General features: G+C 73.0%; 22 protein-coding genes. 6 read left to right on the forward strand and 16 right to left on the reverse strand.

What is annotated here, in order from left to right:
• The first annotated feature begins 34 nt into the window (after positions 1-34).
• Entirely contained in the window at positions 35-862 is an 828-nt protein-coding gene (locus ACZ7C5_RS07145) for a DeoR/GlpR family DNA-binding transcription regulator (RefSeq protein ID WP_401092449.1), read from the forward strand.
• A gap of 89 nt (positions 863-951) precedes the next feature.
• Here ACZ7C5_RS07145 and ACZ7C5_RS07150 read toward each other — a convergent pair whose 3' ends face one another.
• The 7 genes from ACZ7C5_RS07150 to ACZ7C5_RS07180 all read right to left on the reverse strand — a co-directional run bounded on the left by ACZ7C5_RS07150 (position 952) and on the right by ACZ7C5_RS07180 (position 9,014).
• Positions 952-2,097, reverse strand: coding sequence for a LacI family DNA-binding transcriptional regulator (locus ACZ7C5_RS07150; RefSeq protein ID WP_470322181.1), 1,146 nt, complete (start codon positions 2,095-2,097; stop codon positions 952-954).
• A 100-nt stretch (positions 2,098-2,197) separates the two neighbouring features.
• Positions 2,198-3,970 carry a glycoside hydrolase family 36 protein gene (locus ACZ7C5_RS07155; protein ID WP_401092447.1) on the reverse strand — a complete coding sequence of 591 codons (1,773 nt, stop codon included), beginning with the start codon at positions 3,968-3,970 and terminating at the stop codon, positions 2,198-2,200.
• A gap of 2 nt (positions 3,971-3,972) precedes the next feature.
• Complete coding sequence (locus tag ACZ7C5_RS07160; RefSeq protein ID WP_470322182.1) at positions 3,973-4,842, reverse strand: carbohydrate ABC transporter permease; 870 nt, start codon at positions 4,840-4,842, stop codon at positions 3,973-3,975.
• Positions 4,839-5,753 (reverse strand): carbohydrate ABC transporter permease, encoded by a 915-nt coding sequence (locus tag ACZ7C5_RS07165; RefSeq protein ID WP_401092445.1) that lies wholly within the window; start codon positions 5,751-5,753, stop codon positions 4,839-4,841. The genes ACZ7C5_RS07160 and ACZ7C5_RS07165 overlap by 4 nt, the downstream gene beginning before the upstream one ends.
• Positions 5,750-7,096 (reverse strand): ABC transporter substrate-binding protein, encoded by a 1,347-nt coding sequence (locus ACZ7C5_RS07170; protein ID WP_470322183.1) that lies wholly within the window; start codon positions 7,094-7,096, stop codon positions 5,750-5,752. The genes ACZ7C5_RS07165 and ACZ7C5_RS07170 overlap by 4 nt, the downstream gene beginning before the upstream one ends.
• Positions 7,097-7,363: 267 nt before the next feature.
• A complete protein-coding gene (locus ACZ7C5_RS07175; RefSeq protein ID WP_470322184.1) occupies positions 7,364-8,593 on the reverse strand; it encodes a radical SAM protein in 1,230 nt (409 codons plus the stop codon).
• Positions 8,594-8,633: 40 nt separating this feature from the next.
• Positions 8,634-9,014 (reverse strand): hypothetical protein, encoded by a 381-nt coding sequence (locus ACZ7C5_RS07180; RefSeq protein ID WP_401092442.1) that lies wholly within the window; start codon positions 9,012-9,014, stop codon positions 8,634-8,636.
• On the opposite strand from ACZ7C5_RS07180, the gene ACZ7C5_RS07185 reads away from it, so the two are divergent.
• Positions 9,015-9,536, forward strand: a complete 522-nt coding sequence (locus ACZ7C5_RS07185) for a hypothetical protein (protein WP_470322185.1) — start codon at positions 9,015-9,017, stop codon at positions 9,534-9,536. It abuts the gene before it with no gap.
• Between the two features lie 36 nt (positions 9,537-9,572).
• On the opposite strand, the gene lysA is transcribed toward ACZ7C5_RS07185, so the two are convergent.
• Positions 9,573-10,961 carry a diaminopimelate decarboxylase gene (gene lysA / locus ACZ7C5_RS07190; protein WP_470322186.1) on the reverse strand — a complete coding sequence of 463 codons (1,389 nt, stop codon included), beginning with the start codon at positions 10,959-10,961 and terminating at the stop codon, positions 9,573-9,575.
• Positions 10,962-10,998: 37 nt separating this feature from the next.
• Positions 10,999-11,205, reverse strand: a complete 207-nt coding sequence (locus ACZ7C5_RS07195; RefSeq protein WP_401092439.1) for a hypothetical protein — start codon at positions 11,203-11,205, stop codon at positions 10,999-11,001.
• 302 nt (positions 11,206-11,507) lie between these two features.
• Between ACZ7C5_RS07195 and kdpB the strand changes: the two genes are divergently transcribed.
• The 3 genes from kdpB to ACZ7C5_RS07210 all read left to right on the forward strand — a co-directional run bounded on the left by kdpB (position 11,508) and on the right by ACZ7C5_RS07210 (position 15,481).
• Positions 11,508-13,748, forward strand: a complete 2,241-nt coding sequence (gene kdpB / locus ACZ7C5_RS07200) for a potassium-transporting ATPase subunit KdpB (protein ID WP_470322187.1) — start codon at positions 11,508-11,510, stop codon at positions 13,746-13,748.
• A 178-nt stretch (positions 13,749-13,926) separates the two neighbouring features.
• The gene (locus tag ACZ7C5_RS07205) at positions 13,927-14,412 is read left to right on the forward strand and encodes a universal stress protein (protein WP_470322188.1); all 486 of its coding nucleotides are present in this window, start codon (positions 13,927-13,929) and stop codon (positions 14,410-14,412) included.
• A 607-nt stretch (positions 14,413-15,019) separates the two neighbouring features.
• Positions 15,020-15,481, forward strand: a complete 462-nt coding sequence (locus tag ACZ7C5_RS07210) for a hypothetical protein (protein WP_401092437.1) — start codon at positions 15,020-15,022, stop codon at positions 15,479-15,481.
• Here the strand turns inward: ACZ7C5_RS07210 and ACZ7C5_RS07215 are convergent, their stop codons facing one another.
• The 5 genes from ACZ7C5_RS07215 to ACZ7C5_RS07235 form a co-directional block, all read right to left on the reverse strand.
• A complete protein-coding gene (locus ACZ7C5_RS07215) occupies positions 15,482-16,105 on the reverse strand; it encodes a hypothetical protein (RefSeq protein WP_401092436.1) in 624 nt (207 codons plus the stop codon). It abuts the gene before it with no gap.
• Positions 16,106-16,196: 91 nt separating this feature from the next.
• On the reverse strand, positions 16,197-16,814 hold the full coding sequence (locus ACZ7C5_RS07220) for a hypothetical protein (protein WP_401092435.1): 618 nt from the start codon (positions 16,812-16,814) through the stop codon (positions 16,197-16,199).
• Positions 16,815-16,963: 149 nt separating this feature from the next.
• The gene (locus ACZ7C5_RS07225; RefSeq protein WP_401092434.1) at positions 16,964-17,443 is read right to left on the reverse strand and encodes a hypothetical protein; all 480 of its coding nucleotides are present in this window, start codon (positions 17,441-17,443) and stop codon (positions 16,964-16,966) included.
• A complete protein-coding gene (locus ACZ7C5_RS07230) occupies positions 17,413-17,934 on the reverse strand; it encodes an HD domain-containing protein (protein ID WP_401092433.1) in 522 nt (173 codons plus the stop codon). Before ACZ7C5_RS07230 ends, ACZ7C5_RS07225 begins: the two co-directional genes overlap by 31 nt.
• 9 nt (positions 17,935-17,943) lie before the next feature.
• Positions 17,944-18,171, reverse strand: coding sequence for a cupredoxin domain-containing protein (locus ACZ7C5_RS07235; RefSeq protein WP_401092432.1), 228 nt, complete (start codon positions 18,169-18,171; stop codon positions 17,944-17,946).
• Positions 18,172-18,224: 53 nt separating this feature from the next.
• Between ACZ7C5_RS07235 and ACZ7C5_RS07240 the strand changes: the two genes are divergently transcribed.
• Entirely contained in the window at positions 18,225-18,608 is a 384-nt protein-coding gene (locus ACZ7C5_RS07240; RefSeq protein ID WP_401092431.1) for a sirohydrochlorin chelatase, read from the forward strand.
• Here the strand turns inward: ACZ7C5_RS07240 and ACZ7C5_RS07245 are convergent.
• Positions 18,544-18,753, reverse strand: coding sequence for a hypothetical protein (locus tag ACZ7C5_RS07245; protein WP_401092458.1), 210 nt, complete (start codon positions 18,751-18,753; stop codon positions 18,544-18,546). The genes ACZ7C5_RS07240 and ACZ7C5_RS07245 overlap by 65 nt on opposite strands.
• Positions 18,754-18,757: 4 nt before the next feature.
• Complete coding sequence (locus tag ACZ7C5_RS07250) at positions 18,758-19,660, reverse strand: alpha/beta fold hydrolase (RefSeq protein WP_401092430.1); 903 nt, start codon at positions 19,658-19,660, stop codon at positions 18,758-18,760.
• Positions 19,661-19,713: the final 53 nt, after the last annotated feature.

The raw sequence follows: 19,713 nt of genomic DNA on the forward strand, positions 1-19,713 counted from the left end.
CCACTCCCCTGAGGCGGCCGAAGGAGGCTTCCCGATGGCTGACAGCGCCCAACCGCTCGCCGGACAGCGCCGCGTGCTGATCCTGGAGCAGATCCGCGCGCGCGGCGGGGTCCGGGTCACCGAACTGGTCCGCGACCTCGGGGTCTCCGACATGACGGTGCGCCGCGACCTGGACGCGCTGGCCCGCCGCGGCCTGGTGCACAAGGTGCACGGCGGCGCGGTGCGGGTCGAGGCGCCGGCCACCGGCGAGCCCGGGTTCGAGACCAAGGCGCACTGGGAGCTGCCCGCCAAGGAGGCGATCGCCCGGGCCGCCGCCGCACTCGTGCCGCCGGGCTCGGCGGTCGGGCTGGCCGGCGGGACGACCACCTTCGCCGTCGCCCGGCACCTGCGCGCCGTCGAGGACCTCACCGTGGTGACCAACTCGCTGCGGATCGCCGAACTGCTGGAGCAACCCGCCGAGGACGGCACGCCCGCCACCGCCACGGTGATCCGCACCGGCGGCGTGCGGACCCCTTCGGACGCCCTGGTCGGGCCGGTGGCCGACCAGGCGATCCGCTCGCTGCACGTCAACCTGCTGGTCCTGGGCTGCCACGGCCTCTCCGCCGAGGCCGGGCTGACCACCCCGAACCTGGCCGAGGCGGAGACCAACCGCGCCTTCCTCCGGTCGGCCCGCCGGGTGGTCGTGGTGGCCGACCACACCAAGTGGAACGCGGTCGGCCTGGCCTCCTTCGCCGGCCTGGACCAGCTGGACGTCCTGGTCACGGACGACGCCCTGCCCGCCGAGCAGCGGGCCGCCGCGGCCCGGCTGGTCGGCGAGCTGATCGTCGCGCCGACGACGGACCACGCGAACCAGCCGGGCTGACGGGCTGACGGGCTGACGGGCTGACGGGCCATGCGAACCCGGCCGGCCGACGGACCGGCCGGGCCGACGGGCCGCGCGAACCCGCCCGGCTAACCGAACCAGCCCGACCAGCCGGATCGGGCCGGCCCGCCGGACCGGCCCGAACTCCCGCGCGCCACCAGCTCGGTGGGCAGCTCCAGCCCCTCCCCCGGCACCGCCTCCCCGCGCACCTGCGCCAGCAGCCGGCCCACCAGCGCCGTGGCGATCGGCCGCAGCGGCAGCCGGACCGAGGTCAGCGCGGGATGCAGGTGCCGGCAGAGCGGCATGTCGTAGAAGCCGGTCACGGCCACCCCGCCGGGCCCGACCACCAGCCCCTCCGCCCGGACGGCCTCGTACACGTCCAGCGCCAGCAGGTCGCTGCCGGCCGCGAAGGCGGTCGGCCGGTCGGGCCCGCGCAGCAACGCCCGGACGGAAGCCGCCACGGAGCCCTCGGCCGCCGCACCCGAACGGCCCCACCCCGAATCGCCCCACCCAGAATCGCCCGACTCCGACGTGCCCGCCCGCCGCGCGCCCGTCGCCACCGCGGACAGCCCCAGCCGCCGCGCCTCGGCCAGGAACCCGGCCCGCCGCGCCGCCGTCCAGGGCAGCTCCTCGGCGGCCCCGACGTAACCGATCCGGCGGTGGCCGAGCGCCGCCAGGTGCCGCACCACCTCGGCCATCGCCGCCTCGTTGCCGATGTCCACCCAGCGCTGGGGCTCCCCCGGCCCGGTCCGCCCGAAGCTGACGAACGGGACGCCGAGCCCGGTCACATGGGCGATCCGGACGTCCTCGCGCAGCACGTCCGCCAGCACCAGCCCGTCCACCTGGCGGGCCGCCACCAGTTCGTCGATCGCCGCCACCGGGTCGGCCGTCCCCCGACCGGGACGGAACAGCAGCACCCGCTGCCCCGCCGCCCCCGCCGCGTCGACCAGGGCCTCCAGGAAGCCGGCCATCAGCGGGTTGGGGTCGAGCGGGTCGTCCACCGGGGCGAGGTAGCCGATGGTGCGCCGGGCGCCGCTGCGCAGCGAGCGGGCCGACTGGTCGGGCTGGTACCCGAGTTCGCGGATCGCCGCGTTCACCCGCTCCAGGGTCTCCGGGCGGACCCGTTGCGGCGCGTTGAGCGCGTTGGAGACGGTCTGCCGGGAGACCCCGGCCGCCCTGGCGACCTCCTCGATCGTGGTGGCGCCGCGGCGCGGCCGGTGTGCTCCCTCGGGCATGCGGTCTCTCCAGGGTGGTCGGGGGCTCGGACGGGGCGCCGGCGCCGGTCCGGCGCCCCGAGCGGGTCGGGCCCGGTGCGAGGTCAGGCCCGGTGCGGGGTCAGGCCCGGCGCAGGGTCAGCAGCCCGCCGCGCGGCACGGGGACCGCCTCCGCCCGGTCCAGCTCGACCTCGCCCTGCCGGACGATACGCCCCCGGGCGTCCCGCACGGTCACGGCCACCTGCCCGCGGCCACCGGTGAGCCGGACGTCCGGGTCGGCGTCGGCGTTGGCCACCAGCAGGGTGTGCCAGTCGTCGCCGGAGACGTCCACCGGCAGCGCGGTGTAGCGGGCCACGGCCACCGTGCCGGTGCCGCGCGCGGTGACCATCGGATAGCCCAGGTCCGGACGGGCCGGGAGCAGTTCGCCGAGCTGGAGGGTGGCGGTGTGCTCGCGGAAGACGCCCAGCCAGAAGGCGATCGCCTCACGCTGCGCCTCGCTCTGCGCGGCGAGGTCGACGGAGACCTGCGGCACCGAGAACAGCACGTTGATCAGGTGGCAGGCGATCTGCTCGGCGGGCTCGCCCGCGTGCCACATCAGCATGTCGGCGTGGACCGGGACGGGCCCGGCGGCCAGCCGCACGTCGATGGTCCGCTGCCGGTTCTCCTGCGGGCTGAGCGGGCAGTCGGTGGCACGGATCATGGTGGCGTACGGCCACAGTCCGGGGCTGACGTACGGCTGGCGGTGCTCGATCATCGCCTCCGGGTTCGCGGCGGTGATCCGGCGGCGGATCTCCGCGAGCAGGCGCTCCACGCCCTCGTCCACGCTCGCGCAGTCCGCGCCGGGGCGGGCCGGCGGGGCGTCGGCGCGGGCGAACCAGTCGACGAAGTCCACCTTGAGGCCGTCCATGCCCCACTCCTCGACGGCCCGGGCGAGCCGGTCGGTGAGGAAGGCCCTGACCTCGGGGTGGCGCGGGTCGGCGACGATCGCGCCCATGTGGGCGGCGTCGGCCAGCGCGAGGTGGCCGATCTCCCGGTACGCGGCGCTGTCCTTGCCGATGAACGGCAGCGCGTACCAGAGCATGTACCGCACGCCCAGGTCGTGCACGCGCTGCACGTGGGCGGCGGTGTCGGGCAGCGAGACGGGCTCCCAGTCGCCGCAGTGGGCGTAGCCGCGGGTGCGGTCGGCGGTCATCCAGCCGTCGTCCACGATGATCACGTCCAGGCCCAGTTCCCTGCCGAGCGCGGCCTGGGTCTCGACGCCCTTGGGCGTGACGTCCTGGTGCATCGAGTACCAGGTGGAGTACGCGGGGCGGCGGGCGGCCTCCGGGATGTCGGCCGTGCGGCCCTCGCCCCACCAGGCGGCGAGGTCGGCCAGGGCCCGGCCGAAGTGCCGGCGGGAGGTGTCGATCCGGACGGTGAGCCGGTCGGTGGCCTGGGCCCAGAACCGGAACTCGCCGGTCTCCTCGACCACTCCGGCCCCGGCCAGCACGTCCGGACGCCCGGCGGCGAAGGCGCACAGGGCGACGTCCCCGGTGCCGATCAGGGCGGCGATCGGCGCGCCGTTGGCCAGCGAGGTGCGGCGCGGGGCGCTCCAGGCGGCGGGCAGCCAGCCGGTGCCGCGCGGCTCGGGCGTCCAGAGGGCGGTGACGTCCACGCAGGGCACCCGCCACTCGATGCGGACCTCGCCCGCGCCCTCGGCGGTCACCTCCACCACGCCGTCGGCGACGCCCTGGGCCGTGCCGGTGCCGCTCACCCGCACGTCCAGCCCCTGGGCGTACAGCGGGCGCAGGCCGCCGGCGGCGGTGGGCGCGTGCGGTTCCCAGACCTCGGCCGTGGTCGTGCCGGCGCCGGTGTCCGTCGTCTCGTTCGTGCTCTGGTTCGTGCTCTCGGTCATGGTCAGCCCTTCGTGGCACCGGCCAGCAGGCCGGAGATGAACTGCCGCTGGAGGACCAGGAAGAGGACCATCATCGGCAGGGTGGACAGCGCGGTGCCGGAGAGGATCGCGCCGTAGTCGGTGTTGGACTTGTTGCCGTGCAGCGTCGCCAGGGCGACCGGCAGGGTGTGCATCTCGGGGCTGCGCAGGGCGATCAGCGGCCAGACGAACTGGTTCCAGGAGCCCAGGAAGAGGAAGATCGACAGGGCCGCCAGCACCGGCCGCATGACCGGCACCACCACGCTGAACAGCACCCGGAGCTCGCCCGCGCCGTCGACCCGGGCGGCGTCCAGGAGTTCGTCGGGCAGGCTGCTCAGCGACTGCCGCATCAGGAAGATGGCGAACGGCACGCACAGGCCGGGCAGGATCAGCGCCTGGTAGGTGTCCAGCAGGCCGAAGTTCATCATCATCTTGAACAGCGGTACCAGCGTGACCTGTTCGGGCACCACGAGGGTGGACAGCAGCAGGGCGAACAGCAGGGTGCGGCCGCGGAAGCGGAACTTGGCGAAGGCGTAGCCGGCGAGCAGCGCCACGACGAGGGCGCCCAGCGTCTGGACGCCCGCCACCAGCAGGGAGTTGCCGACCACCCTGAGCAGGCCGATCTTCTGCTCCAGGTGGCTCAGGTTCTCACCGAGGTTCCCGCCGGGCAGCAGCTTGGGCGGCCAGTCGAAGACCTCGGTGTCCCTGCGGGTGGCGGAGACCACCAGCCAGTAGAAGGGGGCGATCGACAGCCCGGTGACGCCGGCCAGGAAGAAGGTCAGCGGCCAGCCGCGCAGCCTCTTGAGGACGCCCTTGGGCTTAGCGCCGTCGGGGGTAACGGACTTGGAGGTCACTTTTCGCGCTCTCCCATCAAACGCATCTGGAGGGCGCCGAGCACCGACACGAGCAGGGTGAGCGCGTAGGCGATGGCGGAGGCGTAGCCGAAGTCGAAGAACCGGAAGCCGTTCTGGTACAGGTACATGGAGACGGTCAGGGTCGCGTTGTCGGGCCCGCCGCCGGTCAGCACGTACGGCTCGTCGAAGAGCTGGAGCGTGCCGATGGTCGAGAGCACGACCGTGAACAGCAGCACCGGTCGCAGCGCGGGGACGGTGACGGACATGAAGCGGCGGATCGGGCCCGCGCCGTCGACCATCGCGGCCTCGTACAGCTCCTTGGGGATGCCCTGGAGCCCGGCGAGGTAGATGACGGCGTTGTAGCCGGTGTAGTGCCAGGTGAGCACCACGATGACGGCCATCCGGGCCCAGACCGGCTGGCCCAGCCAGTCGACGGAGGGCAGGCCGACGGCGCTCAGCACCCAGTTGACGGCGCCGTCGTCGGACTTGAGCAGGTAGGCGAACATCACGCCGGTGGCGACCAGGCCGGTGACCGAGGGCATGAAGACGCCGAGCCGCCACACCGTGCGCCAGCGCACCAGCGCGGAGTTGAGGCCGACGGCCATCAGCAGGGCCAGCCCGAGCATCAGCGGGACCTGGATGGCGAGGATCTCACCGGTGTTGCGCAGCGCCGTCCAGAACAGCGGATCGTCCAGCAGGCGCTGGTAGTTGGAGACGCCGGCGTTGCGGGTGGCGGCACCGGATCCGGTGGTGAAGGACAGCAGCAGCGAGTCGACGACCGGGTAGGCCTTGAACACGCCGAAGGTCAGCAGGGCGGGGGCGAGCAGCAGGTACGGCACCGCGCTGCGGCGCCAACGGCTGCTCCTGGCCCGGCCGTTGAGGCCGGCCTGGGGCGGGCTGGCGGTTCTCATGCGATCCCGCGCCCGGTCTGCTGGGCGAGCTGCTTGGCGGCGTCCTGGAGGACGGCGGCCGGGTCGGCGCCCTTGAGCAGGACCTTGACCTGGGCGTCGCTGACCAGCTTGAGGGCGCGGGCGTAGTCGCCGGAGTAGTTGGTGGGGTCGCCGCCCTCGGTGGCGAGGTCGGCGAAGGTCCTGAGCACCGGCTGGCCGCCGTAGAAGGCGCTCGGCGCGGCGTACACCGGGTCGGCGAAGGCCTCGGTGAGGGCCGGGAAGACGCCGCCCGCGTTGAACATGGAGTTCACCGAGGCCGGGCGGGTGAGCGCGTACTCGACGAACTTCCAGGCGGCGCGGCGGCGCGGGCTGGAGGCGGCGACGGCCAGGTGGGTGGAGTTGACCAGGGCGGTGCGCTTGCCGCCGGGGGTGACCGCCGGGGGCTTGGTGAGGCGCCAGTTGCCGCTCTGGTCGGGGAACTTCTTCTCCAGGTAGTGGGCGACCCAGGCGGGCATCGCGGCCACCGCGAGCTTGCCGGTCTTCATCACCGGCGGCCAGCTCTGGACGCCGGGGGTGTCGCCGATCAGCCCGGCCTCCTCCAGCCGCTTGATGATGGTCAGGGCGCGCACGGCCGGCTCGGAGCCGACGGTGATCTTCCCCTGGAGGTCGAAGTAGAAGGCGCCCTGGAGCTGCATCAGGCCCTGGAGGAAGTCCAGGTCGGGGGTGGGGTTGGCGGCCTTGTTGACGCCGATCAGGGCGATGCCGGGGTTGGCGGCCTTGAAGCGGTCGGCGACGGCGAGCAGGTCGTCCCAGGTGGCGAAGGACTCGGGGTCGATGCCCGCCTTGTCGAAGTAGTCCTTGCGGTAGAAGAAGCCGAGCGGGTTGACCTCCCAGGGCAGCGCGTAGGCGTGGCCGTCCTTGCCGGAGACGACCGGCCACAGGCCCTTGGCGAACTTGTCCTTGTGGGCGTCGGCGCCGAGCGAGGAGAGGTCGGCCAGGCCGCCGGGGAACTTCTCCAGGTAGCCGGGCAGGTAGTCGCAGCCGATGTGCAGGACGTCGCCGAGGCCCTGGCCGCCGGCCGCCATGCCGACGGTGATCTTGTCCCAGATGGCGGGCTCGCCGATGTCCTGGACGTCGACCTTGATGCCCGGGTTGTCCTTCTCGAAGGCCGGGACGATCCCGCACAGGGCGTCGGCGGCGGTGGCCCAGGACCAGACGGTGATCGTGCCGGTGTCGGCGTCCCCACCGGAGGCGCCTCCCGAGCCGGAGCCGCCGCCGCAGGCCGTGAGGGTGCCGCAGGCCGTGAGGGCCAGCAGGCCGGCTCCGGAGGCGCGGAGCAGGTCGCGGCGGGAAAGGTGTGACATTGCATTCCTCTCGATGGGGTGGCGAGGAGCGGGAGGACGGGATGGGGTGGGGTTCGGACACTCGGCTTGCGGACTTCGCGGGCCTGAGGCGGATTGAACGCAGATTTGAACGTTCAAACACACAAAACAAACCAGAACCAAACAGGTTCCAACGAGCGGACACAGCAAACGCCCGCCCTCCCCGTGCCGTCAAGCCCTGAGCACGGGAAGGGCGGGCTCCGCAACCGTTCCGTTATGAGCCGGAGACCTCGGCCCGGGGTGCCGTCGTCATCGGCCCGGGGTGCCGTCCGCGGGGCCGAACACCGTCCCCGGGGTGACCGGGATCCCCCGGGACATCGCCTCGAAGTCCAGGATCGGGTGGGTCAGGATCTCCTCGACCGAGTCGGTCAGGAGGTTGCCCAGGATGAACTCCTCCTCCGCCCCCGACCCGAAGGTGACGACCTGCCCGCTCGACTGGATCATCCAGTTCAGCAGCTCCCGCTCGGAGCTCTCCGCCAGGTGGATCTCCCGCCCCGGGTGGTCCCGCCGGATGCCCTCCACCACCTCGCGGACGTCCTCCACCGCCACCCCGAGCCTGCGCACCGTGGCCGGCGAGGCCCGCCGGCCCCACCACTGGAAGATCACCCACTGGGCGACCGAGGGGTGGGACAGCACCTCGGCTGCGAGCTCCGGCAGCTGGTGGAGGTTCTCGGCGCTCGCCACGGTGTGCATCCGCACCCGGTCGAAGCCCTCGGTGTCGCACAGGGCGAGGGAGTCCAGCAGCGCCTGGAGGAGGTTGCCGTCCGGGCTGCGGCGGAAGGCGCGCTGCACCTCCGCGGTCACGGCGTCCAGCGGCAGCCGCAGCGAGGACAGCCCCCGGAGCCTGGCGAGCTTCTCCGCCGTGAGGGTGTAGCCGGTGGTGTCCAGGCCGACCTTCAGGCCACTGGCCACGGCGCGGTCCACCACGTCGAAGATCGGCGGCCACAGCAGCGGGTCGCCGCCGGCCAGCACCAGGTCGCTGGTCCCGTGCGCGGCCAGCTTCGCGATGATCCGCTCGGCCTGGGCGAGGTCGATCTGCTCGGCGGCGAACGGGTTGTAGCAGCCCTGGCAGGACATCGGGCAGCGGTTGTTGATCGACCAGTTGACCCGCCGGACGCGACGACCCGTACGCGGCCGGCCGGCGCGGCTCCGGATGCCGGCCACGAGCTCGGCCAGGCGCCGGGCCTGCGGCAGGGTGGCACCGGTGAGCAGGTCCTCGGCGCGTTCGACGGCGGCCGCGGTGGCGTTGTTCTGGAGCAGCAGGAACGCCAGGCACCAGCGCAGGGTCTCGTCCGCCGGGTCCCGGGTCAGGGCCCGTTCGACCCGCTCGGCCAGGGCCCCGAGGTAGCCCGGGGTGAAGTGGGCCGGTTCCAGGCGCCGCTGGAAGTCGTCGGCGATCGACCCGCGGTCCAGGGACCTGTCGTAGCCGGCCCGCAACGGGTGCGGGGGAAGGATCTCCACGTGCTGCCGAGTGGACATGGGGGTGCTCTCCAGGATCGTCCGGTTCGGGAGGTGCCGGTCAGTTCGGGACGGACGGCAGCATGGTGACCATCGAGTCCGCGGACGACAGGCCCATGCCCTCGACGAACACCGCGTCGCGGACGACCTGAGCGATGGCCGGGTGGGTGGGGGTGTCGAGGTAGCGGGCGGTGGAGTCGAGCGGGGTCACCCCGCGTCCCGCGATCACGGCGCGCAGGGCCCGCGGGAGGTCGTCGAGGCCGTCGCGCAGCTCCTCCAGGTCGAACCGGTCGGCCAGCCGGGTCGCGTGGTTGCGGGCCTTGGCCAGATTGGTCGGCGGATCCAGCACCGTGGCCTTCGCCAGGTAGTAGGGCACCGGCTGGAGCGCGGACACACCCTCATGGAAGGCGTTCGGCCAGGTCATCTCGGGGCAGCCGGTCACATGAACCGATCCTCACAACCCGTACCGCGCAGGCGGGCCGCCCTGCTGTGGCTACTGTCCAGCGTCTTCCTCACCCTGACCGCCTGCGGGAGCGACGCCCCGGGGATGAACCTCGGGCAGGCCGAGGAGAAGGTCAAGGCCTATTCCTCCGCCGCGCTCGCGGTGCTCCCCGAAAAGGACACCGTGCAGGTCGCCACACCACTGGTGGACAAGGACGCCTGTGAGCTCGGACCGCTCGGCTCCACCCAGACGTACATGCCGTACATCAGGTACAAGCTGCACGGGATCCCCGCGCCGAAGGTGCAAGGCGTCTTCGAGGCGGTAGCGCAGCGGCTGAAGCAGGACGGCTTCTCCGTCAAACGCAGCGACGACAAGCGGCTGGACCTGACCAATGACACCAACAAGTTCACCGCCTCGGTCGTGCCCGGCGAGCCCGCCACGGCGCCGGACACCCTGTACCTGACCGTCATCGCCCCCTGCGTCAAACCCGCCGCAGGCCCGGGAGCCTCCACGGGCGGCTGACCGGGAACCGGGCCCGTGCCGTCCCCGCGCCCGCCCTCAGCGGCCGACTTCGCGCAGGCGGAAGTCCTCCACCGTCTCCCGGCGGATCAGCAACCGGGCCCGGCCGGCCTTCACCGCCACCACGGCCGGGCGGCCGACCAGGTTGTAGCCGGAGGCCATCGACAGCTGGTACGCGCCGGCCGCGGGCATCGCCAACAGGTCGCCCGGGCGCAGGTCGGCGGGCAGGGCCGCGTCCCGCACCAGCACGTCGCCGGCCTCGCAGTGGCGGCCGACCACGTCCACCCTCGTCTCCCCCGCCTCCGAGCGGCGGCCGACCAGCCGCACCGTGTACGGCGATCCGTACAGCGCCGGGCGCGGGTTGTCGCTCATGCCGCCGTCCACCGCGACGAAGCAGCGGCCGTCCGCGGTGTGCTTGACGGACAGCACCCGGTAGACCGCCACCGCCGCCGGTCCGGCGATCGCCCGGCCCGGCTCCACGACCAGCCGGGGCACCTCCAGCCCGGCCTCCGCGCAGCGCACCGCCAGCCGGTCGGTCACCCGGACCGCGAACCCGGCGAGGTCGAACCCGGCGTCCTCGGGCAGGTAGCGGATGCCGTGGCCGCCGCCGAGGTCCAGCTCCGGCAGCTCCACGCCGTGCCGCTCCCGTACCTCGGCGAGCAGCCGCACCAGGGCGTCCACCGCGAGCAGGTAGGGCTCGACCGAGGTGATCTGCGAGCCCAGGTGGCAGTGCAGACCGGCCAGTTCGAGGCCCGGCTGGTCGAGCACCCGGGCGATGGCGTCCGCCGCGTCGCCGCCCTCGACCGTGAAGCCGAACTTCTGCCCGCCGACGCCCGTCCGCACCGCCGCGTGGTGCCCGGCGGCGATCCCGGGGACCACCCTGACCAGTACCTTCTGCGGCACGTCGGCGGCCACCAGCGCGGCCAGCCGCGCGATCTCGGCCGGTCCGTCGATCACGATCCGCCCGACCCGCAGCCGCCGGGCCAGCCGCAGGTCCTCCGGGGACTTCGCGTTGCCGTGCAGCAGGATCCGCTGCGCCGGGAAGCCCGCCGAGACCGCCAGCCACAGCTCGCCCGCGGAGCACACGTCCAGCCCCAGCCCCTCCTGCTCCACCCAGTCGGCCATCGCGCTGCACAGGAACGCCTTGGCCGCGTACAGCACCTCGGCGTGCGGCAGCGCCCGCCGGTAGGCCCGGGCCCGCCCCCGGAGCTCGGCCTCGTCCAGCACGTACAGCGGGGTGCCGAACCGCTCGGCGGCCTCGGCCAGCCCCACCCCGCCGACCAGCAGGTCGGCTCCCCGGCCGGGGCGCGCCGAGGCCGGCCAGGGGCCGCCGAGCCCGTCGGCGGGGGCGGTGAGAGCGGCTGGGGCGGTGGGAGCGGTGGCGACGACCGGGGCGGTGGGGACGGGCGGGGTGATGAGCTGGGTCATGTCGGCTGCTCCTCCGGGTGGGCGCGCGGGTGGCGGGTCAGTCCTCGTAGTGCACCGCGAACCGGCAGTGCGCCGGGCGGGTGCGCTCCCGGTCGGCCGCCGGGAACGGTTCCGCCGGGGACCCGTTCGCGGCGGTCCCGGGTTCCGGCGGCTCGGGGCGGTCCCGGCGCCAGGCGACGGGCACCAGGCGGACCCTCCGCTCCAGCAGCTCGTCGACGTCGATGACGGCGGTGACAGTGGTCATGGCAGGTCCCTTCGAGCGCCGGCCCGTACGGCCGGACACCTCCAGTGGAGACCCTCCGCACACCGACCGCACCCGTCCTTGACGCAGGGCGTACGCCCCGGCCGCCGTCCTTGACGTTCTCCTGACAGTGCCCCGGCGGCGGCGTCAGGAAGCTGTCAAGGACGGCCGCTCCGCCGCCAAGCCCGTGTCAAGAGCGGCATGCCACCCGGCTCCGCGATGGTGGGCTGTCCGCCGTCCCCGCAGCCCCACCGAACCCGCCGCCCCCGGTCGCCCGGGGCCGGCCCGGAAGGTCCCCCGAGACGATGCGCCGTTCGGCCCTCACCACCCCGGACACCAGCCCGAGCACCAGCCCGGACGCCACTCCGAAGACCGGCCCGGACACCGCCGCCGGTCCGGACACCGCCGCCGGCCGGCAGAACCGGCTCCGGCGCCGGGAGCGCGGGCAGGAACCGCCACCGAGCCACCGCCCCACCTCGCCGGGCGGCCGACGCCGGCTGATCACCCGGCGCCAGCTGGCCGAGGCGCTGCCCGCCGCCGTCCGCAAACTCCACCCGCGCACGATGCTGCGCAACCCGGTGATGCTGGTGGTCGAGACCGGTTCGGCGCTCACCACCTTCAGCGCCGTCGTCCACCCGAGCGTCTTCGCCTGGGTGATCTCCTTCTGGCTCTGGCTGACCGTGCTGTTCGCCAACCTCGCCGAGGCCGTCGCCGAGAGCCGCGGCAAGGCGCAGGCCGAGTCGCTGCGCCGCGCGCAGTCCGCCACCACCGCCCGGCGGCTGCCGCACTGGCGGGTCGGCACCCGCGACCTGCGCCACGAGGTGATCCCCGCCGAGCAGTTGCTGCTGCACGACATCGTCCTCGTCCCGGCCGGCGAGGTGATCCCGCGGGACGGCGAGGTGGTCGAGGGCGTCGCCACCGTGGACGAGGCGGCGATCACCGGGGAGTCGGCGCCCGTCGTCCGGGAGTCCGGCGGCGACCGCACCGGCGTCACCGGCGGCACGGTGGTCCTCTCCGACCACCTGGTCGTCCGGGTCACCTCGCGGCCCGGCCAGAGCTTCGTGGACCGGATGATCGCCCTGGTGGAGGGGGCCGACCGGCAGAAGACCCCGAACGAGGTCGCGCTCAACATCCTGCTGGCCTCGCTGACGATCGTCTTCCTGCTGTCCGTGGTCTCGCTCCAGCCGATGGCCATCTACGCCCACGCGCCCCAGACCACCATCGTGCTGGTCGCGTTGATGGTCGCGCTCATCCCGACCACGATCGGCGCGCTGCTCTCCGCGATCGGCATCGCCGGGATGGACCGGCTGGTGCAGCGCAACGTGGTCGCGCTCTCGGGGCGGGCGGTGGAGGCCGCCGGCGACGTGGACGTACTGCTGCTCGACAAGACCGGCACCATCACCCACGGCAACCGGCGGGCCGTCGCCCTGTACCCGCTGCCCGGCGCGACCACCGAACAGCTTGCCGAGGCCGCCCAGTTGGCCTCGGCGGCGGACGAGACGCCGGAGGGGCGATCGCTGGTCGAACTGACGAATCGTCAGTACTGGGTGCCGCCGAGGGCCCCCGGCGAACTCGGCGATCCGCGGCCCGTCCCGTTCACCGCGCACAGCCGGATGAGCGGCGTCGACCTGACCTGGGCAGACGGCACCACCTGCCTGATCCGCAAGGGAGCCGCGAGCGCCGTCGCCCGCTGGGTGGTGAACTCCGGCGGGAGGCCGCCCAGGGAGGCCGAGCCGCTGGTGGACCGGATCGCCGGGGCCGGCGGCACCCCGCTGCTGGTCGCCGTCCACGACCGGCACGGCGCAAGGGCGTTGGGCGTGGTCGAACTCAAGGACGTGGTGAAGGAGGGCATCGCCGAACGCTTCGCCGAGCTGCGCCGGATGGGCATCCGGACGGTCATGGTCACCGGGGACAACCCGCTGACCGCGCGCGCCATCGCCACCGAGGCCGGGGTGGACGACGTCCTCGCCGAGGCCACCCCGGAGGACAAGCTCGCCCACCTGCGGCGCGAGCAGGCCGCCGGGAACGTGGTCGCGATGACCGGCGACGGCACCAACGACGCCCCCGCGCTGGCCCAGGCGGACGTCGGCGTGGCGATGAACTCCGGCACCCCGGCCGCCAAGGAGGCCGGCAACATGGTCGACCTCGACTCCAACCCGGCGAAGCTGATCGAGATCATCCGGGTCGGCAAGCAACTCCTCATCACCCGGGGAGCGTTGACCACCTTCTCGATCACCAACGACGTGGCCAAGTTCTTCGCGATCATCCCCGCGATGTTCGCGAACGCCTACCCCGGGCTGCACCACCTCAACATCATGGAACTGCACAGCCCCACCTCGGCGATCGCCTCCGCGATCATCTTCAACGCGCTGATCATCGTCGCCCTGATCCCGCTCGCCCTGCGCGGCGTGCGCTATCAGCCGGCCTCGGCGACCGACCTGCTCCGGCGCAACCTGCGGGTGTACGGGCTGGGCGGACTGGTGCTGCCGTTCCTCGGGATCAAGGCGATCGACCTGCTGGTCCGGTTCGTGCCCGGGCTGGGCTGAACGCTCCCGACGGAGGCTGTCAGCAGGCCGTCAAGATGTGCCCGCCCCGCGTCATGGTGGCGTCAGCAGCGGTACGGAGGAGTCCGTTCCGGGGTTGACTGGAGTCATCCGAAGCAAGGAGTGCCGAACCGGCGGAGCCCGATGGAGAGTTCCGCCGGAGAGACGGAGGCGAACGGCCATGCCCGGGACCACCCGAGTGATCGTCGGACTGAGCGGATCACTGAGCAGTCTGGCCGCCCTCTACCACGCCGTCGGCGAGGCGGCCCGGCACGAGGCCGTGCTGGTGCCGGTCGCCGCCTGGGCCGCGAACGAGCGGGTCGGCCTGCGCCCGCTCTCCGAACTGGAGCACGCCGCCCGCCGGCGGCTCGACGTCGCCTTCGAGCAGGCCTACGGCGGCTACCCGTCCGGGCTGGTCATCCACCCGGTGGTGGTCAACGCCGAACCCGGCCCGGCCCTGGTCGGAGCCGTCACCGGCCCGCAGGACCTGCTCGTCCTCGGCGCCGCCACCCGCCGCCGCCTGGACCGGCTGCGGCACGGCTCGGTCGCCCGCCACTGCCGCCACCGGGCCGGCTGCCGGGTCGTCGAGGTCTCGCCCTCGGCCCTCCTCACCCGCCTCGAACTCCCGGCCCGCACCGGCGCCCCGCTCCCCCTGCTGGCCCGCTGAGAACACCTGCCTCCCCGAGAACACCGGCCCCCCGAGAGCCCCCCGTCCGGGGCCCGTCCCACCCGCGGCGCCCACCCGCACCACCCGGCCACCACACCGGGTCGTGCGGGTGGGCGCCGCGTTGCGTTGCGCGGCGAGTGCGTTCGACGGCGCGTGCGTTCGAAGCCGATCGCATTCGAAGCCGATCGCTTTCGAAGGCTCGCCAAGTGCCGTTCAATGAAAGCGAGTTGAAAGCGGAGCCACACACTCGAAGCAACCGGGCCGCCACCCCTTGACACGCCGCCGCGACCGGGGTCCCGCAACTTCGACAAGCCTGTCGAGGTTGGCATGCCCAGGCTATGCTGACCAGAGGCCCGCAGCTGGGCCCCACCCCCTCGACGACCGCACCGCCCAGGCGCGCCCGACCGGAAGGAGGTGTGAACCAGACCTCCGGCTGACGGCCAATCGGCCCAACACATCAGTCTCTTGACGATACGTCAACTCCGATCCGCGATTACACCGCCCGAGTCGCGAGGCGTGCCCCGGGCCGCCCGCCACCGTTGTACGGAAGGTGAATCGCCGCGCCCACCCGAAACCCCCGGTCGCCCCGCCGAGGAAGAGGTTCCGCATGACGACGTCCCGGACCCACCCGCGCCCCGCCGAGACCGCGGTGCTGCTCACCGTGCTCGGCCTGCTCGTCCTGGAGGAGATCGCCCTGGGCATGGCCGAGGAGGAGGACCGCCCCGTCATCGGCGGCATCCTGATCGGCGCCTCCGGCACCGGCCTGCTGGTGGTCGGAGCGGTGCTGCTCAGCCGCTGGATCGACCTCCGCCGCCCGCTCCCGCTGCCCCCGCCCGGCCCCAACGGCCGCGAGTACAGTGCCCGCGCGCTGGAAGGCTTCCCGATGGAGGCCGTCCGGCCGCTGCTGCTCGCCGAGAACGCGCCCCAGCTCGGCCACCTGTACTCGGCCTGGATGCTCGCCAGAACCGGCCGGCCGGCCTCCTGGATCGCCCGTCGCCTGGCCATCCCCCCGGACGCCGCCCGGCTCCTGGTCGACGCGGCCCGCTCGACGGGACTCGACCGGGCCTGATCAGCGCCGCCGACCCGGCGCCGCACCGGCCTGAGCCACCAGGTACGGCACCAGCCCGCGCTCCGCCAGCGCCGACCGCCAGGCGTCCCGCGCCAGCACCAACTCCCCCGGCCCGTCCACCGCTTCCCCGGCCTCCGGCCCCTTCGACCGGGCCGTCCCCAGCAGCCCCAGCCCGCCCACCAGCAGACTCACCGCGGCCGCCCCGGCCGACACCCAGCCGGCGTCCACCAGTGCCCCCGCCGGCACCTCAAGGTCCTCGGCCAGCCCCAGTACCGAGCCCAGCAGCAGGAAGATCACCGCCGCCGTCACCGCGATGACCGGCACGACCAGCCCCAGCACCCCCCACCACCCCGACGCCCGCTCCCGGGGCGGTGCGGCCGCCGGCAGCCGCGCCACCGCGTCGGCATCCGCCCGCAGCGTCGCGTACCGCTCGTACTCCGGCGCCGCCGCGGCCAGCACGAACTCCGCGTTCTCCCGCGCCGTCCGCCGCAACCGCTCGACGCCCCGGGCCTCCTCCCCACTGGCCCACAACGCCGCCCGCACCGACGGGGCGGAGAGCGCCCGCCCCAGCTCCGTCTCGAAGTCCGCCCGATCCTGCTGCGGCAGCCGAAGCGGCCTGTCCATGCTCGTCCCCGATCGCCGTCCGTCCAGTTCTACAGAACTGTAGAACATGGAGGCGGCTCGCAGCAGCCCTGTTCACGGGTGTATTCGGCGCTCAGGACGGGTCGGCCAGGGGAACCCGGGCAAGGGCGTCGCGGATCAGCTCGGCTGCGTCGGGAACCTTGAGGCCCCAGTCCTGGTACCACTCGGTGATCTGAGCCATCGACCGCCCTGTCCTCATCGACAGGTTCAACAGACCCATCAGGTCGATACCCGTGAACGATGACCAGAGGATGGGCCAGGCATGGTCACGCCGGATGAGGGCGACCGCTTCGTCCATCGTCAGCCCGGGCGGCAGGTCATCACTGGATGGGACGATCCCGCGGCTCCTCAGATGGCTGGTCCTCTCCCTGGGGTGCCGCTGAAGCGTGCGAGCAGCCGTGATCAGCCGGGCGAACGGCACCGGCTCGTTCGCCCGCAGATCGCCCCACTGCAGCGCGCTGTCGAACGAGAGGAGTTCCTCGTCCAACCTGGTGAGCCTTTCAGGCACATCGATCGAGATCGCCACGCCGTGAGCTCGGAGGTAGTCGATCGCCTCATGCAGCGGGCGTCCGCTCGATCGCGTCGCTGAGAAGACCTGGGCATAAGTCCGCGTGGTGGGGAACATCCGCCATACCTCGGCCACCCGGCGGAGGACCCATTCATCGCCACCGGAGTTCGCCACTTCCTCCACCGAGGTCCCATCCCCATCCATGCTGGTGTGAGCGGCGTTGGCGTCCGCAACCGCAAGATCGGAGGCCGATGGGCGACCGGGAACCACACCCAGCCCAACAGCGCGGGAAAGAGCACGGTCCGGCGTGACACCGAGTTGCGAGGCAAGCTTCAGAAGCCTTTCCTCATCAAAGAGTGGCTGGAGGCGTCCAGACGGCAGGTGTTGACCCGGATCTCGTCGGCGAGCATGAAGTAACTCAACACGCCGATTCCGAAACGGCTGTTGGGATACAGCTCGACGGGCGGATCCACCTTGCGCCACTCGGCGCGTTCGAGCTTGACGTCCAGTTGCTCGGCGAAGCGGGCTCCGGCGTTGGAGAAGACTCCTCTCAGTTCCTCCTCGCCCATGCCGACTCCGTTGTCCTGGCACTCCAGGTAGGCGCGGCCGTTCTCGTCCACGCCCTGACGGAACTCGATCCGGCCGTCGTACGTGTAGCTGGCCAGCGAACTGGTCCGGTCCAGGTACTCCGTCCTGGCACGGCGGTACCGGCACGCGTCGAGGGCGTTCTGATAGAGCTCGCGGACGGCCAGGTCCCGGTCGCGGTAGAGCTCGACGCCCATCAGCAGGCTGCGCACTCGGCGTTCGTCCATGCGGAAGCGCGCCCAGCCTGTGAAGGCGCCGACGGCGGGGGCGGCTTCCTCCGAGGTGAGGCGGGTGGGGAGTGGGTGGTCGGTGAGGACGCGGCGGAGGCGGGGCGGGTTCGCGTGCGGCCCACCAGTAGGTCGCGGGATTCGACGAACTGCTCATAGGCCGATCGGTCGGCGTCAGGCTCAGGTGAGGGCACGAGGTCGGTCGGCCCGACGGTGAGCCGCGTCGCCGCCAGACGCAGCGAGCGGACACGGTAGAGGAACGGGAGCAAGGCCAACAGCGCGGCTTCGGCCGGATAGAGGCCCAGTTGGGCGTTCCCGAGCAACCAGCCGACCCGCTTGACGAAGCGCTCCACGATGCCCGGGTCCTGCCAGGGGTCGTCCGCCATGTCGGCCGAGTCCCGAAGCCGGGCCAGCTCACCGACGGCTTCCAGCACGACTCGCTGGTACCGCTCGGCGTTCGGGTCCTCCCGGACGTGCTGCCAGACGAGCATCGGAGCCCTCTACGTCAGAATGCCGCGCATGAAGTGGTGGAAGGTGCAGAGGTACGCGTACGCGCCCGGTTGGCTCGCGGCGGTCAGGGTGGTGCCGGCGACTGGGGCGATGGGGCCGGTGTCGACGCTGCCGTCCTGCGCGGTGAGGGTGTGGGCGGTGGTGCCGGTGTTGGTCACGGTCGCCACCGCACCCGGGCCGACGGTGAAGTCATCAGGTTCGAAGCGCTCGGCCCGCACGCGGCGCTGATCCGCACCGCCCCCAAGCGCGGCTACCGGCTGGCGGCGGACTGATGGCGCCGGTACTGCTCGCCGTCGCGCACGGCAGCCGGGACGAGACGGCGAGCACGTCGATTCGCGGTCTACTGAGGGTGGTTCGCTCCCTGCGTCCGCAACTGACCGTCCACTGCTGCTTCCTGGACCTCTCCCGACCCTCACTCGATCAGACGCTCGCCCGACTCGCCCACCGGCGGCCGATCCTGGTGCCGCTGCTGCTCGGCACCGGCTACCACCTGCGGGTGGACCTCCCCACCGCGCCGCCACCACCGCGGCGAGGTGGACGAGCGCCCCGCTGGGCTCTCACCCGGCCGTCGCCCGGCTGGTGCTGCGGCGCTACGACGAGGCGCGGGCCGCCACGGCGCTGCGGTCGGCGGCCTGCGCCTGATCCCCCACCTTGATGACGTGCGCGAGAAGTCGGCCCGCCCGACTTCTCGCGCAGCCGTTGCCCGTCCAGCCGTTGCCCGTCCAGCGGTCGCCGTCGCACCGCTCGGTCAGTCCGGCCCCGCCATCGAGCGCGGGGCTCTCCGGGATCTCGGGCGCCACCCCGCTACACCGCCGGCGACTCCCGCCCGACCGCGCCGACGAAGCCCAGCAGCCGCTCGTTCACCACGTCGGGCCGCTCCAGGTTCAACCCGTGCCCGGCCCGCTCGACGATCTCGGCCCGCACCCCCGGAATCAACGCGGTGACCCGCTCCACGGCCCGTCGCGGCCGCAGCAGCGCGCTGCGCCTGCCCACCAGTACCAGGACGGGAAGCGTGATCGCGGCCAGTTCCTCGTCCGTGAACAGCCTGACCGGTGGACGCGAGAGCGGCTTGTAGCTCCGCATCGCGAGCATCAGCGGCGCGACCATCTCGCGTGGTGCGCCCAGCGCCGGGTTGGCCAGCAGCCTGCCGACCGCCGGGCGCAGCGGGCGCGGGGCGAGCATCCCGAACAGGCCGCCCACCATGTGGAGGTAGAACCGCGCCGACACCTTCTCGATCCCGCCCGGGTCGAGCGGCACGACCGAGGCCAGCCGCTCGGGCGCGTGGATGGCCTGGTTGAGCGCCAGCCAGCCGCCGTACGAGGCCCCGACCAGGTGCACCCGCTCCAGCCCGAGCCCGGCCAGCACCTCCCCCAGCCAGGCCGCGTTCCCCTCCGAACCCGCCGCGACGACGCGCTGCACGCTGCGGCCGGGGTCGTCCAGGGTGTCGATCGCGTAGACGGGGTGGTGCTCGCCGAGCGCGGCGACCTGCGGGTACCAGTTGGACGGGTGTCCGGCGTGGCCGTGCAGCAGCACGATCGGCTCGCCGGCCGTCGCGCCGTACCGGTGGACGTGCACGGTCCCGTGGCCGGTCTCCACGTCGAACTCCTGGCGCGGGCTCGGCCAGAGCTCCATCGCCCGGTCGTACGCCGCAAGGAACTTCGCCCGGGCTTCGTCGCTGACGAAGTGCCCCACGCTGGTCCGGGTCATGGCCCCTCCCTCTCTTGATGGTATGGTTGTACCATAAAAATAGTCGGAAGGAA

Source organism: Kitasatospora sp. NPDC036993, from assembly GCF_055607525.1.

Bases quoted from the DNA above. Each gene is read 5' to 3' on its own strand.
- ACZ7C5_RS07145 (WP_401092449.1), top strand. From the start codon at position 35: ATGGCTGACAGCGCCCAACCGCTCGCCGGACAGCGCCGCGTGCTGATC.
- ACZ7C5_RS07150 (WP_470322181.1), bottom strand. From the start codon at position 2,097: ATGCCCGAGGGAGCACACCGGCCGCGCCGCGGCGCCACCACGATCGAG.
- ACZ7C5_RS07155 (WP_401092447.1), bottom strand. From the start codon at position 3,970: ATGACCGAGAGCACGAACCAGAGCACGAACGAGACGACGGACACCGGC.
- ACZ7C5_RS07165 (WP_401092445.1), bottom strand. From the start codon at position 5,753: ATGAGAACCGCCAGCCCGCCCCAGGCCGGCCTCAACGGCCGGGCCAGG.
- ACZ7C5_RS07170 (WP_470322183.1), bottom strand. From the start codon at position 7,096: ATGTCACACCTTTCCCGCCGCGACCTGCTCCGCGCCTCCGGAGCCGGC.
- ACZ7C5_RS07175 (WP_470322184.1), bottom strand. From the start codon at position 8,593: ATGTCCACTCGGCAGCACGTGGAGATCCTTCCCCCGCACCCGTTGCGG.
- ACZ7C5_RS07185 (WP_470322185.1), top strand. From the start codon at position 9,015: ATGAACCGATCCTCACAACCCGTACCGCGCAGGCGGGCCGCCCTGCTG.
- lysA (WP_470322186.1), bottom strand. From the start codon at position 10,961: ATGACCCAGCTCATCACCCCGCCCGTCCCCACCGCCCCGGTCGTCGCC.
- ACZ7C5_RS07195 (WP_401092439.1), bottom strand. From the start codon at position 11,205: ATGACCACTGTCACCGCCGTCATCGACGTCGACGAGCTGCTGGAGCGG.
- kdpB (WP_470322187.1), top strand. From the start codon at position 11,508: ATGCGCCGTTCGGCCCTCACCACCCCGGACACCAGCCCGAGCACCAGC.
- ACZ7C5_RS07205 (WP_470322188.1), top strand. From the start codon at position 13,927: ATGCCCGGGACCACCCGAGTGATCGTCGGACTGAGCGGATCACTGAGC.
- ACZ7C5_RS07210 (WP_401092437.1), top strand. From the start codon at position 15,020: ATGACGACGTCCCGGACCCACCCGCGCCCCGCCGAGACCGCGGTGCTG.
- ACZ7C5_RS07215 (WP_401092436.1), bottom strand. From the start codon at position 16,105: ATGGACAGGCCGCTTCGGCTGCCGCAGCAGGATCGGGCGGACTTCGAG.
- ACZ7C5_RS07225 (WP_401092434.1), bottom strand. From the start codon at position 17,443: ATGGACGAACGCCGAGTGCGCAGCCTGCTGATGGGCGTCGAGCTCTAC.
- ACZ7C5_RS07230 (WP_401092433.1), bottom strand. From the start codon at position 17,934: ATGCTCGTCTGGCAGCACGTCCGGGAGGACCCGAACGCCGAGCGGTAC.
- ACZ7C5_RS07240 (WP_401092431.1), top strand. From the start codon at position 18,225: ATGGCGCCGGTACTGCTCGCCGTCGCGCACGGCAGCCGGGACGAGACG.
- ACZ7C5_RS07250 (WP_401092430.1), bottom strand. From the start codon at position 19,660: ATGACCCGGACCAGCGTGGGGCACTTCGTCAGCGACGAAGCCCGGGCG.